15 protein-coding genes and 1 tRNA gene are annotated in these 13,085 nt (G+C 68.2%); 7 read left to right on the top strand and 9 right to left on the bottom strand.

Annotation, left to right across the window (positions count from 1 at the left end):
* Positions 1-2 precede the first annotated feature (2 nt).
* From ACIA5G_RS03135 to ACIA5G_RS03145, 3 genes are read right to left on the bottom strand one after another with little or no spacing between them, the layout of a single operon-like run.
* Positions 3-650 carry a PIG-L deacetylase family protein gene (locus tag ACIA5G_RS03135; RefSeq protein WP_395920568.1) on the bottom strand — a complete coding sequence of 216 codons (648 nt, stop codon included), beginning with the start codon at positions 648-650 and terminating at the stop codon, positions 3-5.
* Positions 647-1,438 (bottom strand): glucose-1-phosphate cytidylyltransferase, encoded by a 792-nt coding sequence (locus tag ACIA5G_RS03140; RefSeq protein WP_395920569.1) that lies wholly within the window; start codon positions 1,436-1,438, stop codon positions 647-649. Before ACIA5G_RS03140 ends, ACIA5G_RS03135 begins: the two co-directional genes overlap by 4 nt.
* A 1-nt stretch (position 1,439) precedes the next feature.
* Positions 1,440-2,672: a class I SAM-dependent methyltransferase gene (locus tag ACIA5G_RS03145; RefSeq protein ID WP_395920570.1), complete on the bottom strand. Its 1,233-nt coding sequence runs from the start codon at positions 2,670-2,672 to the stop codon at positions 1,440-1,442.
* A 193-nt stretch (positions 2,673-2,865) separates the two neighbouring features.
* On the opposite strand from ACIA5G_RS03145, the gene ACIA5G_RS03150 reads away from it, so the two are divergent.
* The 4 genes from ACIA5G_RS03150 to ACIA5G_RS03165 all read left to right on the top strand — a co-directional run bounded on the left by ACIA5G_RS03150 (position 2,866) and on the right by ACIA5G_RS03165 (position 5,414).
* Positions 2,866-3,234: a YrdB family protein gene (locus ACIA5G_RS03150; RefSeq protein WP_395920571.1), complete on the top strand. Its 369-nt coding sequence runs from the start codon at positions 2,866-2,868 to the stop codon at positions 3,232-3,234.
* 79 nt (positions 3,235-3,313) lie between these two features.
* On the top strand, positions 3,314-3,604 hold the full coding sequence (locus ACIA5G_RS03155) for a WXG100 family type VII secretion target (RefSeq protein WP_395920572.1): 291 nt from the start codon (positions 3,314-3,316) through the stop codon (positions 3,602-3,604).
* A gap of 4 nt (positions 3,605-3,608) precedes the next feature.
* The gene (locus ACIA5G_RS03160) at positions 3,609-5,027 is read left to right on the top strand and encodes a hypothetical protein (protein WP_395920573.1); all 1,419 of its coding nucleotides are present in this window, start codon (positions 3,609-3,611) and stop codon (positions 5,025-5,027) included.
* Positions 5,028-5,054: 27 nt separating this feature from the next.
* Positions 5,055-5,414: a hypothetical protein gene (locus tag ACIA5G_RS03165; protein ID WP_395920574.1), complete on the top strand. Its 360-nt coding sequence runs from the start codon at positions 5,055-5,057 to the stop codon at positions 5,412-5,414.
* 61 nt (positions 5,415-5,475) lie between these two features.
* Here the strand turns inward: ACIA5G_RS03165 and ACIA5G_RS03170 are convergent, their stop codons facing one another.
* On the bottom strand, positions 5,476-6,348 hold the full coding sequence (locus tag ACIA5G_RS03170) for an LLM class F420-dependent oxidoreductase (RefSeq protein WP_395920575.1): 873 nt from the start codon (positions 6,346-6,348) through the stop codon (positions 5,476-5,478).
* A gap of 39 nt (positions 6,349-6,387) precedes the next feature.
* Positions 6,388-7,356, bottom strand: a complete 969-nt coding sequence (locus ACIA5G_RS03175; protein WP_395920576.1) for a YncE family protein — start codon at positions 7,354-7,356, stop codon at positions 6,388-6,390.
* A 141-nt stretch (positions 7,357-7,497) separates the two neighbouring features.
* On the opposite strand from ACIA5G_RS03175, the gene htpX reads away from it, so the two are divergent.
* Positions 7,498-8,355: a zinc metalloprotease HtpX gene (gene htpX / locus ACIA5G_RS03180; RefSeq protein WP_395920577.1), complete on the top strand. Its 858-nt coding sequence runs from the start codon at positions 7,498-7,500 to the stop codon at positions 8,353-8,355.
* Here the strand turns inward: htpX and rfbA are convergent.
* Together rfbA and ACIA5G_RS03190 are read right to left on the bottom strand one after the other, a co-directional pair.
* Positions 8,352-9,233: a glucose-1-phosphate thymidylyltransferase RfbA gene (gene rfbA / locus ACIA5G_RS03185; RefSeq protein ID WP_395920578.1), complete on the bottom strand. Its 882-nt coding sequence runs from the start codon at positions 9,231-9,233 to the stop codon at positions 8,352-8,354. The two genes, htpX and rfbA, sit on opposite strands and share 4 nt — an antisense overlap.
* Before the next feature lie 76 nt (positions 9,234-9,309).
* Entirely contained in the window at positions 9,310-10,446 is a 1,137-nt protein-coding gene (locus ACIA5G_RS03190) for a sialidase family protein (protein ID WP_395920579.1), read from the bottom strand.
* Between the two features lie 188 nt (positions 10,447-10,634).
* On the opposite strand from ACIA5G_RS03190, the gene ACIA5G_RS03195 reads away from it, so the two are divergent.
* On the top strand, positions 10,635-11,291 hold the full coding sequence (locus ACIA5G_RS03195) for a hypothetical protein (RefSeq protein ID WP_395920580.1): 657 nt from the start codon (positions 10,635-10,637) through the stop codon (positions 11,289-11,291).
* A gap of 330 nt (positions 11,292-11,621) precedes the next feature.
* On the opposite strand, the gene ACIA5G_RS03200 is transcribed toward ACIA5G_RS03195, so the two are convergent.
* Positions 11,622-12,113 carry a YajQ family cyclic di-GMP-binding protein gene (locus ACIA5G_RS03200; protein ID WP_247015184.1) on the bottom strand — a complete coding sequence of 164 codons (492 nt, stop codon included), beginning with the start codon at positions 12,111-12,113 and terminating at the stop codon, positions 11,622-11,624.
* Between the two features lie 127 nt (positions 12,114-12,240).
* Here ACIA5G_RS03200 and ACIA5G_RS03205 point away from each other — a divergent pair.
* Positions 12,241-12,323: transfer RNA gene (locus ACIA5G_RS03205), tRNA-Tyr, on the top strand.
* 22 nt (positions 12,324-12,345) lie between these two features.
* Here ACIA5G_RS03205 and ACIA5G_RS03210 read toward each other — a convergent pair.
* Positions 12,346-13,077, bottom strand: a complete 732-nt coding sequence (locus ACIA5G_RS03210) for an HNH endonuclease (protein WP_395920581.1) — start codon at positions 13,075-13,077, stop codon at positions 12,346-12,348.
* Positions 13,078-13,085: the final 8 nt, after the last annotated feature.

Consider the following 13,085-nt stretch of genomic DNA (forward strand, 5'->3'; position numbering starts at 1 on the left):
GATCAGCCCTTCAGGTCGAGAGTGAGTTTCTTGACGAAAAACGCTTCGGCGTACTTCGCCGCGGCTTCGATCCCGCGGATCCGGGCCAGGCCGAGGAAGGCCTCGCGGTCGTACCAGGGACGGTGGCGCTGCGACGCGTAGTGCGTCTGCAGCAGCCGCACCTTTTCTTCGGCGACGTCGTCGTCAAGCGGCTGGTAGACCGAAGGGGCGCCGAGATCGCCGTCCCACTTGACGATCTCGTAGCCCAGCGCGAGGTGGTCGCGGAATGCGGTCGGCACCAGCTTCGCCAGCCCGCGGTGGTCCTGGTGGGCGTCGTCGGTGCGCGGCGCCAGGATGACGTCCGGGTCGGTCCGCCGCCGCAGCTCTTCGAGGGCGTTCTTGGCCTCTTCCCAGTGCGCCGGGAACCGGCCGTCCGGGAGCTTCAGGACCGTGACGTCGAGCTGCGCGCCGGGGCAGAACGCCGCCAGCGCCGCCCGCTCCTCGTCCTCGCGGGGCGTGCCGCCGCCGGAAAGGACCAGCGCGTCGACCTTGAGCCCCGGCCGGTTCGCGCAGAGCGTCAGCAGCGTGCCGCCGGCGCCGATGGTGATGTCGTCGCAGTGCGCGCCGAGGGCGACCACACCGCCGAGCCGTCCCGGCCGCAGCCCGATCACGCGGTGCTCGCGACGGGCTGCTCCCAGAGCGCCCAGGGCCGCCGGCCGTGCGTGTACGCGTCGTCGAGGGCCGCCCGCTCCTTGACGGTGTCGGTCGGCTTCCAGAACCCGCGGTACGGGTAGGCCAGCAGCCGGCCGCGCTTGGCCAGCTCACCGCAGCCGTCGGCGACCAGGTCGCCGTTCTCCGGGATGTGGTCGAAGACCTCCTGGCGGAGCACGAAGTACCCGCCGTTCTCCCACAGCGGCATTTCGCTGACCGCGGTGATCGAGCCGACCTTGCCGCCTTCGTCCATTTCCACGCAGTGGAACGACGACTGCGGCGGGACGACCATCATCGACGCGCCCGCGTCGGTGTTCGAGAACCGCTCGATCATGTCCGGCAGCGGCACGTCGGAAAGGACGTCGGCGTAGTTCGCGAGGAACATTTCGTCGCCGTCGAGGTAGTCGCGGACCCGGCGCAGGCGCTCGCCGATCGGCGACTCGATGCCGGTCTGCACGAAGGTGATCGTCCAGTCGGCGATGTCGGTCGACAGCAGTTCCGGCCGCCCGTTGCGGAGGATGAAGTCGTTGGAAATGGTTTCCTGGTAGTTCAGGAAGAAGTTCTTGATGTGCGCCGCGCCGTAACCCAGGCACAGGATGAACTCCGTGTGGCCGAAATGCGCGTAGTAGCGCATGACGTGCCAGATGAGCGGTCTCGGACCGACCATCGCCATCGGCTTCGGGACGTCGTCGGCCGCGCCGTTGCGCATCCGCATCCCGTAGCCACCGCAGAAGAGAACGACCTTCACGTCACTGCACCTCGACGATTTCCAAGTGGGGGATCGGGAACACGAGCTTTCCGCCCCAGGCCCCGATGTAGGAGAGTTGTTCGGTCAGTTCCTCCCGGAGGTTCCACGGGAGGACGAGCACGTAGTCGGGCCGATCGGCTTCGATCCGCTCCGGGGGCAGCACCGGAATGCGCGTGCCCGGGGTGAAGCGGCCGTGCTTGTACGGGTTGCGATCGACGGTGTACTGCAGCAGGTCCGTCCGGATGCCGCAGTGGTTGAGCAGGGTGTTGCCCTTGCCCGGGGCGCCGTAACCGACGACGGTCTTCCCGTCGTTGCGCGCCTCGATGAGGAACTTCAGCAGGTCCAGCCGCACGCGGGTGACGCGCTCGGCGAACTCGGTGTACCCGGACAGCTCGTGCAGCCCGGCGGCCTTTTCGCGCTCCAGGACGTCGGTCATCCGCTCGCTGGGCTCGCCCGCGACCGCGTCGGGACGCGCCCAGAGCCGGATCGACCCGCCGTGCGTCGGCACGAGTTCGACGTCGACCACGGTCAGCCCGCCGGTCGCCAAGGCCCGGCGCGCGGATTCGACCGTGTAGTACTGGAAGTGCTCGTGGTAGATCGTGTCGTACTGGTTCTTCTCGATCAGCGTGAGCAGGTGCTGCACCTCGATGGAGACCCAGCCGTCGTCCGCGACCAGGGCGCGCAGGCCCTTGGTGAAGCCGATGACGTCGGGGATGTGCGCGTAGACGTTGTTCGCGGCGACCAGGTCGGCCGGCCCGTGCTCCTCGCGCACCTGGCGGCCGGTTTCCTCGGAGAGGAAGGCGGTCAGGGTGGGCACGCCGGCGTCGCGCGCGGCCTGCCCGACGTTCACCGAAGGTTCCACACCCAGACACCGGATGCCGTGCCCGACGACGTGCTTGAGCAGGTAACCGTCGTTGCTGGCGACCTCGACGACGAAGGATCTTCCGTCGAGCCCGAGCCGCTCGACGGAGCCGTCGACGAAGCGCTTCGCGTGCTCGACCCACGAGGTGGAGAACGACGAGAAGTACGCGTATTCGGTGAATGTGTCGTCAGGATCGATCAGCGGCGGGATCTGGGCGAGCCAGCACTCGGTGCACACGATGAGGTGCAGCGGGAAGGTGGCTTCCGGCTCGTCGAGCTGCTCGGCGGTCAGAAATCGCTCACACGGGGGAGTCGCGCCCAGGTCCACGACGCTGGCCGTGTTTGTCGAACCGCAGAGTCGACATGTGGTCATCTACCAGGCTCCTTGGCTCGCGGTCGCGATATGCGTTAAACACGTCGAGCGGCGGTGGATCGTCGTTACAACGACGCGTGCCGGCCCGGTGGACCGATTCGGAACCGCAACATCATCCACCGGTGTGGCGCAGGTCACGGCCGGCGTTCGTAACGTCCACAGTGGACCAGCCCGGCCGGGCTAGGCTGACCGGATGACTTCGGAGACGGGTCCCCGCCTGAGCGGGGTCGCGGGCGTGGTGCTGACGGTCCGCTTCCTGACGGAACTGGCCCTCCTGGGCGGCCTCGCCCTGGCCGGCACCCAGCTCGGCAGCGGGGTGGCCCTGGCGATCGTCGACGCGGTCCTCCTGCCGCTGGTAGCGGCCGCGATCTGGGGGCTGTTCATCGCCCCGCGCGCGAGCCGCCGGCTCCCGGAACCGGCCCGCTTCCTGGTGGAGTTCGCGTTGTTCGCCGTGACTGGCGTGGTGCTGGCGCTGGTGGGCTGGGTGGTGACGGGAATCGTGCTGGCGGTGGTGGGCATCGGCGTCGCGGCTTTGACGCGGCGCTTCGCCAAGGACGGCTGAGTCCTTTTACCGTTCGATTAACCGAGCTCTCCTCGTTAGCGTCACGACTCGAAAGCGTTCAGTCACCGGGGAGGGTGAAGTGGGCACGCTGCGGGTCGATTTCTCGGCATTACGAGCGCAGGCGGACGACCTCGAATCCGCGTTCAACCGCGCCGAGGAGCTGTTGACGAAGCTCGAGCAAGAGCTGAAGGACGCGCTGGGCGACTGGCTGGGCGACGGGCAGTCGGCGTTCGCCCGGAGCTACGGCGACTGGGTGGCGGCAGCCCGCGAACTGCACACCGACCTGCCGCGCATCCGCGATCTTGTGCTCACCGCGCACGACAACCACGGGGCGGCGCTGTCGGCGAACCTGGGCATCTGGCGGGTGTGACGCGGTGGCGCGGATCGACGACGGCGGGGTGCCGCAGGGCGTCATCGACGTCACGCCCGAGGACTTCCACGCTGTGGCGCTCGAGCTGGCCGAAGGGCAGGAGCGGCTGCACCGGATTCGCCTGAAACTGTTCTCCGACCTGGAGGGCAACGCCGGCGCGGCTGGTGCGGGCGACGGTGCCGACGCCTTCGAACGCGGCTACCAGAACGCCATGCGCACGGTGGTCGCGGCGTTCTTCCGGGCTTACGACGTGCTCGGCTCGGTCGCCGCGGGGATCGACCAGGCCGGGCTGAACCACTGGAACGCCGACAACGCGTCCCGGCCGCAGCCGGGACCGGCGCCGTGGCAGCCGCTGGTGCCGCCGAAGGCGGGCGGCAGCCCGGCGTGGCCGAGCCTGCGGGGCGCGGAGGAGTGGTGGCTGCCGCACGAGATAGCCCGATACGTGCCGAATGCCGACACCGGCAAGCTGACGAACATCCAGACCGCGTTCGAGCAGGCGGGAGATGCGGTCCAAGCACTGGCCGCCGACCTGAAGACGCAGATGTTCGCGCTGGTGGAGAACAACGACTCGGCGGACGTCGACGCTTTGAACGACTTCTGGGACCGGCTGGCGGGCGGCCACGATTCGGCGATCTTCTTCGTCCTGCCGCAGTTCCTCCAGAAGCTGTCGACGGGGTTCGCCGACTTCCGGGTGTGGGTCGTCGACACCCGGGAGCGGATCGAAGAATCCGTGCGCGACCTGGTCGACGGTGCGGGTCTCGGCCTGGCGATCGCGGGCGTCGTCAGCATCCTCACCGACGGTGTTTTCGACCTTCTCGCGGGCGCGGCCGAACTGCTGGGCATCGATGTCATCGGCCTGCTGGCCGGCCCGGTCGCCGAGATCTCGGCCGGCGCGGTGGTGACGCTGGAAGGAGCCGAAGTCCTCGGTGCGGTCGCGGGTGGTGTCACCGCCATGGCGATGGCGATCGACAACACCCCGGAGCCGGGCATCGAGCAGGCGGACACCGCCAAGCTCGGTGATGAGCTGGGCAGCCGGCGGGGGACCATCGACCAGTCGGAGTCGACCTTCAACCAGGCGGAGCAGAAGATCGCCGACCGGCTGGCCGCCGAGGGGCACGACGTGAAGGCGGTCAAGCCTTCGAACGAGCCAGGCGTGCGCCGGCCGGATGCGACCGTCGACGGCACCCCCACGGAATTCAAGACGGTCAAGGCGCCGGAACCGACGAGTACCAAAATTCTGCGCATGCTCGACGATTCGGCGCGCCGCGGCGGGCAGGCGCGGGAAATCGTCATCGACGCCGAAGGGACGTCGTTGACCAAGGAGGCGGCACTTGAAGGAATGCGACGTTTCCAAGGACTCGGAAAAGACGCTTATGATAAAATCGTCGTGTGGGGAGACGGCTGGACCGCCGTCGGCCCGTGACCGGAGTGATCAGGAGATGCCCAGCTGATGGCCACCCACGTCGAGATCTTCCTGCGGCCTTTGGTGGCCCGCTCCACGCAGTCCGTCGTGGGTGAGGTCTCTGCCCTGGCCGGGGTGCCGCTGCCGCGGGAACCGGGTTACGAGGACGAGGCGTACGCCGGCGTGTGTGACGACATCGTGGTGGAATTGTTCGCCGGCCACGGGTACGAAGACGATGACGACATGCCGTTCGGCAGTCATCCGTTCATGCTTCGCTTCCGGAGCCTCAGCAGAGATGTCGATGCTGCACAGGTTTTCTTGAAAAAGGTTTATGCCGACTTGGCGAAAACCGGTCACTATTCGCTGTTCGCCACTTATGACCTGCAATACCGGCTCGATCTCGGGTGATCAGCCGACCGAACCGGTAGCAGGCTGCCTCGCGGACTTGGTTCCGCGAGGCAGCCCTCGCCTAGATCTTCTCGGCCGCCGGGATCACGTCGGTGCCGAACTTCTCCAGCACCGCCGGCTTGTGCACGTGCGGCACCACGCCGAGCGCGACGTGGATGCCGAGCCCGTTCAGCCGCTCCAGCTCCGCCAGCAGCGGGCCCGTCTTCGAGCCGTCTTCGCCGATGTCGAGGATGTGGTAGACGGTCTTGGTGATCGAGTCGTAGTCGCGGCCCTCGTTCTCGCAATGCTGCTTGAGGACGTCGAGCTTGTGCTCCAGCTCCGGGCTGTTGAACAGGTTGCACTGGTCGGCGTACTTCGCCACCAGCTTCAGCGTCTTCTTCTCCCCGCCGCCGCCGATCATGATCGGGGGGCGTGGCTTCGACAGCGCCTGCGGCACGTTCAGCAGCCGCGAGGCGTCGAAGTGCTTGCTCTTGAACGGCTCGTCGCCGTCGGCCCACATCTGCAGCACGTACTGGAGGTTCTCCTCCAGCAGCTCGAAGCGCTCCGCGAGCGGCGGGAAGGGGAAGCCGAGCCCGCGGGACTCCTCCTCGTTCCAGCCCGCGCCGATGCCCAGGATCGCGCGGCCGCCCGACAGCACGTCCAGCGTCGTGATCGCCTTGGCCAGCACGCCCGGGTGCCGGTAGAGGACGCCGGTGACGACGGTCAGCAGCTTGGCGCGCTCGGTGTGCGCCGCGATGAAGCCGAGGGTGGTGTACGCCTCGAGCATGTCGTTTTCGACGGGGCCGACCCCGCCGATCTGGAAGAAGTGGTCCATCACGGCGATGGAGTCGAAGCCCGCGTTGTCGGCGGTGCGGACGACGGCGGCCAGGTCGGCGCCCAGCGCGGACGCCCCGTTCGGCCAGGTGAAGTCGGGGATCTGCAGTCCGAGTTTCATGCTTTCGACCGTATACCTGGAGTTACGCCAGCTGCGGGGTCAGAAATCGCGGATCACGGAAACCCTGCCGTGCAAGGGATCCGTGACGAACACCGTGCGCGTGCGCTGGTCGACCGCGACGTCGCCGGGGTTGATCCCCAGCGACAGCTCGCCGGTGAGCGTGCCGCCCGCGCCGTCGATCCGGCTCAGCCCGTTCTGGCCGCCGTTGGTGTACACCGTGTTCGTGCCCTGGTGCACGGCCAGCGCGGAGGATTCGCTGCGCAGCAACACGGTCTTGCGCTCGGTGCGCGTCGCGGCGTCCACAATGGACATGTGGTGGATGCCGGAGTTGGCCACGTACACCGTGCCGCTGGCGGCGTGCACCGCGACGGCGGTCGGCCGCGCCCCGACCTTCACGCTCCCGACGAACTTCCCGCTGTCGATCGAGAACACCTCGACCGAGTCCGTGCCGGTGCTGGCGCAGTAGGCGAGCTTGCGGCCGGGGTCGACGGCGATCCCGGCGAGGCTCGGCTTCGGGCCCGGGACGAGCGCCGCCAGCGTGCAGCTCACGCCGTCGAGCACGGCGAGCGTGCCGGTGTCGCCGCTGGCCGCGTAGACGCGGTTGGCCTGCTCGTCCACCGCCAGCGCGGACGCGCCGGCGCCCGCGCCGATGATGCTGACCAGGTCGTGGGTCCGGCCGTCCAGCACCACCACGGTGCCGGCCGGCGGGTTCGCGACGTAGATCCGGCCGGCCTTCGGGTCGACGGCGATGTCCCCGGGCGCGCCGCCGACGTCGACCTCCGCGACGACCGACGCGCTCTGCGGGTCCAGCACCGACACCGTCCCCGACTCCGGATCCGCGACGTACGCGAGCCCGGTGACGGGATTCACCGCGACCCCGGCCGGGGTGCCGCCGACCTCGATCGAACGGACGTCCTGCGCCCGCGCCACCCCGGGCAGGGCCAGTGCCCCGGCACCCGCGGTGACCAGGGCGAACAGGGTCCGCCGGCGTATCTGGCGACCTCGCATCGGCGCCTCCGCTCGTGATCAACTCGCCTCCCGAGCGTAACCCGCCGGGTGATCACGTGAAGGAACTTCGCGTCGCCCGATCGCGTTGTTTCCACTGGGTAACCCCGGGGAACGGACCAGAGCGGACGGAGGCGAGCGCGCGTGCACGGGCACCAGAACGGACTGAAGACGGCGTTGCTGCTCGGTCTGCTGTCGGCGATCATCGTCGCGATCAGCGGGCTCTTCGGCCGCGGCGCGCTGGTCATCGGCCTGGTCGTCGCCCTCGGGATGAACGCCTTCGCCTACTTCAACTCGGAGAAGATGGCGCTGCGCGCGATGCACGCCCGGCCGGTGTCCGAGGCCGAGCGGCCCGCGATGCACCGGATCGTGCGCGAGCTCGCGACCACGGCCCGCCAGCCGATGCCGCAGCTCTACATCAGCCCGACCACCGCGCCGAACGCGTTCGCGACCGGCCGCAGCCCACGCCACGCGGCCGTCTGCTGCACCACCGGCATCCTCGACCTGCTCGACGAGCGCGAGCTGCGTGCGGTGCTCGGCCACGAGCTGTCCCACGTCTACAACCGCGACATCCTGATCTCCTGCGTCGCCGGCGCGCTGGCCAGCGTGATCAGCGTCCTGGCGAACATCGCCCTGTTCTTCGGCGGCAACCGCAACTCGAACCCGCTGGTCAGCCTGATGCTGATCTTCATCGGCCCGATCGCGGCCGCGGTCATCCGGATGGGCGTGAGCCGGTCGCGGGAGTACCAGGCCGACGCGTCCGGCGCCGAGCTGACCGGCGACCCGCTGGGCCTGGCCTCGGCACTGCGGAAGCTGGACGCGGGGACGCGGGCCCGGCCCCTGGTGGCGGAGCCGCAGCTGGTGTCGCAGTCGCACCTGATGATCGCGAACCCGTTCCGCCCGGGTGAGGGCCTGAGCAAGCTGTTCTCGACCCACCCGCCGATCGCCGACCGGATCCGGCGGCTCGAGGAGATGGCCCGCCGCGGCCCCGGCGGCCTCTAGGCGGACGCCCCCGCTGCGACGGCCACGGCCTTGACGTACTCGCCGTAGCCGGACTTCGCCAGCTTCATGCCCAGCGCGTAACACTCGTCGGCGTTGATGAAGCCCATCCGCAGCGCGATCTCCTCGAGACAGGCGATGCGGACACCCGTCCGGTGCTCCAGCACCTGCACGAACTGCCCGGCCTCGAGCAGCGAGTCGTGCGTGCCGGTGTCGAGCCAGGCGAACCCGCGGCTGAGCTCGACCAGGGTCGCCTGGTCCCGGCGCACGTAGGTGAGGTTGACGTCGGTGATCTCGAGCTCGCCGCGCGCCGACGGCTTCAGCGAGCGCGCGATGTCGACCACGTCGTTGTCGTAGAAGTACAGCCCGGTGATCGCCTTGTTCGAGCGCGGCTTCTCGGGCTTTTCCTCGATGGAGACCAGCTTGCCGTCGGGGCCGACCTCGCCGACGCCGTACCGCTCGGGGTCCTTCACCGGGTAGCCGAACAGGACACAGCCGTCGAGCTCGCGCACGGCCTCCTGGAGGCGGCTCGAGAAGCCCTGGCCGTAGAAGATGTTGTCCCCGAGCACCAGCGCCACGTCGTCGTCGCCGATGAAGTCCGCGCCGATGACGAAGGCCTCGGCCAGCCCGTTCGGGCTCGGCTGCTCGGCGTAGGTGAAGGAGAGGCCGAACTGGTCGCCGTTGCCCAGCAGCTTGCGGAAGTTCGGCAGGTCGGCGGGGGTGGAGATGATCAGGATCTCCCGGATCCCGGCCAGCATCAGCACCGAGATCGGGTAGTAGACCATCGGCTTGTCGTAGACCGGCAGCAGCTGCTTCGACACCGCCTGGGTGATCGGGTGCAGGCGTGTCCCACTGCCTCCGGCCAGCACGATGCCCTTCATTGGCTGCCTCCCGTTCGTCCGCGCTCAGGTCCGGGCCCACCCTACGGGCCGGTCTGGGAGGCCGGCTCGGGAAGCGCTAGAAGGCCGGTCCTTTGCCGAAGTAGGCCTTGCAGCCGAGGTTGTATTCGGTGGCGATCTCCAGCACGTTCTTGCCGCCGTCGACCGGCAGCAGCGTCGAGGAGTAGTTGGGGCAGAAGTTGTTGTAGATGCCGGTGATGTGCACGGGAGCGGGCAGCTCGTACCAGTTCCCGCTGCCGAAGTTGTCGTTCGCCAGCAGGACCTGGCCGTTCTTCGGCTGCGGTTTGCCCTTGGCGTCGGTGTAGATCTGCCCGACCATGACGAGCCGCACGCCGTTCGGGCCGCCGGGGAACGGCGTGACCGTCTGCGCGTGCTGGAAGTAGTTGCCGTTCGCCGTGTTCACCCGGGTGCCGGGGTCGCCGGGGTCACCCCAGTTGGCGCCGTCGGGCGAGATCTTGAAGTACGGGTCGCAGTAGCGGTCGCGGTAGTTGCAGATCTCGTAGGCGAAGTAGTAACGGCCGTCGGGCAGCCGCCGGATGATCGGCATGCCCGGCCGGACCCGGTCCGGCGCGATCGCCATGGTGAGCTGCTTGGTGCCCCAGTTGACGCCGTCGGTCGAGGCGACGCGGTTGAGCACCTGCGCGTACTTCGGCGCCTGCGTCTCGTCGGCGTAGTGCAGCCAGAGCGTGCCGCCGGCGTCGACGGTGAACTCGGGCTCCCAGATGCCGTCGATGTTGTGCGACCGCGCGGCCTCGGCCAGGAAGCTCCACGAGCGGCCGCCGTCCTTGCTGGCCCAGACCCGGATCCCGACCCGCCGCTGCGCCCCGCCGTCCTGCCGGTAGGACGCGGCCCACAGCAGCGTGCCGGCCCGCAGCTTCCCGACCCGCTTCGGCAGTTCGTAGGCGGTGCCGCAGCACATGCCGTACCGGCCGTCGGGGTCGCGGACCTCGCCGATCTTGTGGAACGACTCGCCTTCGTCGGTGCTCTCCAGCACCGGCGCGAACTTGCCGCCGGCGTCCTCGCTGGTCAGCATGGCGATGATGCGCCCGCGCCCGATGACCGAGTGTTCGAGGCGGAGCAGGCGCGCGTAGGAGCCGTAGCCGGGCACGAGCTGTTTGCGCTCGGCCGCGCTCGCGGGCGTCAAAAGCGCCGCCAAGAGGACCAGCGGGAGTACGAAGACGAGCAAGCGGCGCATCCGGAGCCTCTCCATGCAGTGACCGCGCGATTACAACACGCTCACCGGGTCCACCATGGACAGTCACACGGCCCGTTCCCGCGTTCGAGGGGTTTGTGGGCGCGAACGGGTGACCAATCACTCATGGCGACCGGTAACGCTCCGGCAGAGCGAGTCGAAAGATCACCTGAGGGTCTTGAGGGGGAACGATGAAATTCCGGCTGACTTGTGTGCTCGTCCTCGTGGCGGCTTCCGCATGCGCACCGCCTGTCGGGTACGGCTCGATCGTGGCAGCGTCCACGTCCGCCGACGTGCCGACGTCGACCGCGGCTCCGGCCCCGCGCGAGGTGCCGACCGAGACGCACACGGGCAAGGGAAGCGGCGAGTTCGTGACGAGCTGGCCGGCCGACCAGCTGGGCTTCTTCACGTTCGACTGCCCGAAGTGCACCGGCAACGTGATCATCGACACGGACAGCGGCGAGCACGGCCTGGTCAACGCAATCGGCGCGTACAAGGGGACAACGTGGCTGAACACGTACCCCGACCAGCCGGTAAAGCACGTGACGATCCACGCCGATGCGGCCTGGACGGCAACGATCGCGGACCAGCGAAGCCTGCCCTTGGCGGCGGCAGGTGCGGCGTCGTCGGGCAAGGGCGACGCGGTGCTGCGCCTGCCGGAGGGGGTGGCTCACGTGCAGCTGACGGCGAAGACCCGCGGGAACATCGCACTGTGGATGATGTCCCCGGAGAAGCGCGACCTGCTGCTCAACCAGATCGGCGACGTACAGGTGGAGCGAGACGTGCGCGGGCCGGCGTACCTGAAGGTGGATGGGTATGAGGCGACCTGGACGCTGACCCCGTCCTGACCCGGCTTTTCACTTGCCCCAACGGTCCACACCGAACCAGTGGGTGGCCCCTCGGCATCTCGTCGACCTGGCAAAGCCCGATCACGCCGGGTCAAGGGGGCACATCCACGCGAAGGTGACGAAGCGACAAAACCGCCCCCTTGACGCGGCGTGATAGCCCTCCGGGAGGTCGACGAGATGCCGCTCGGCCACCCACGAACGCAAGGCACGAGCCCCGCCGGCCATCTCGGAGACCTGCCCGTCCGGCGAGGACATCTTTTATCCCCGGCAGACGCCAGGCCGCACCCACGGGCGTCCGAACCCGGACACCCGCAGGTCAACCAGGCTGCATCACCGATAGTTCGTGAACTGCAGCGCGATCTCGAAGTCCTTGCCCTTCAGAAGGGCGATGACATCCTGCAGCTGGTCCTTCTTCTTGCCCGAAACCCGCAGCTGATCACCCTGGATCTGAGCCTGAACACCCTTAGGCCCCTCATCCCGGATGAACTTGGCGATCTGCTTCGCCTTGTCCGACGCGATGCCCTGGAGGATCTTGCCGCCGATCTTGTAGATCTTGCCCGAGAGGGCCGGCTCGTCCGCTTCGAACGCCTTCAGGGAGATGCTGCGCTTGATCAGCTTCTCCTTGAACACCTCGACCGCGGCCAGCGCGCGCTCTTCGGTCTCGGACTCGATCGCGATCGCCTCCTCGCCGGACCAGTTGATCGTCGTGCCCGTGCCGCGGAAGTCGAACCGGGTGCCCAGCTCCTTGCTCGCCTGGTTCAGCGCGTTGTCCACCTCCTGGCGGTCGACCTTGCTCACGACGTCGAAAGAGGGATCCGCCACGTGTCCTCACACCTCGTACTCGCTTGTCAGGGGCACCCAGCCTAGCCCCCACCGGGGGACGGGTATCCCGGTTGACCCCCGCGTGGAGGGGTTGGGTAAGCTTCTCCCCGGCCGGTACGCCGGTCATGGCGGGTTACCCGAGTGGCCAAAGGGGACTGGCTGTAAACCAGTTGGCTTACGCCTACGGGGGTTCGAATCCCTCACCCGCCACACTTAAGACCCCGTGACTTGTTCAGGTCGCGGGGTCTTTGTGTTCGGCAACCAGGTGATGCAGCTCTGCCACCGATAGCCACGGCGTTTTGCGGTGGATCATCCGATGGCAGTTGGAACAAAGCAGGACCAGGTTGTCGAGTTTCGTCACGGTCGGACCCGAGTGGCTGAGTGGCGTCGCGTGGTGGCACTCGATGTAGTCACGGCCGTGGTTGCCGTAGGTGGCCTCGAAGTCGAACTCGCAGGCTTCGCAGCTGACCCTTCCACGCTGCTTGCGGGACTGCGCGATCTTCTTGGCGCGCAGCTTCGGATTTCGTTCACGAATGAGGTGCAGCCGCTGGAGGATGCGGCCCTCATGGGCAGCGGCGCCCTCGAGGTCCAGGTCGAGGTCCGGAGGCTCGCCATGGAACAGCTCAGGGGAAAGCTCGACTGCTGCCCTGATGGCGTTGGCCGCGTCAGCCATTTCCCCGGGCGCAGTCATGAACGCGTCGACCACTTGCCGGTCGACCTTCCCACCGCGCGTCGGTTTTCCGGTGTAACTGGGATGGATCGTGGCGAGGTCTGCCGTCTTTCGCGCGACGCCGTTTGCATTGCGGAACTTCTCGTCCCGCGTCTCCAGCGGGTGAATGGGCAGCCGTTGCAGGAGGTCGGAGAGCTCGACGACTCTGGGATCGTTGGGCCTGAGCGAACCCCAGCCAGTGCGTGCCACCAGGTCGCAAGCGAGAACGCTTTCGTCCCAAGTCCAGTCAGGCATGTCTGCAC

The organism is Amycolatopsis sp. NPDC051758, assembly GCF_044453095.1.
GTDB lineage: Bacteria > Actinomycetota > Actinomycetes > Mycobacteriales > Pseudonocardiaceae > Amycolatopsis.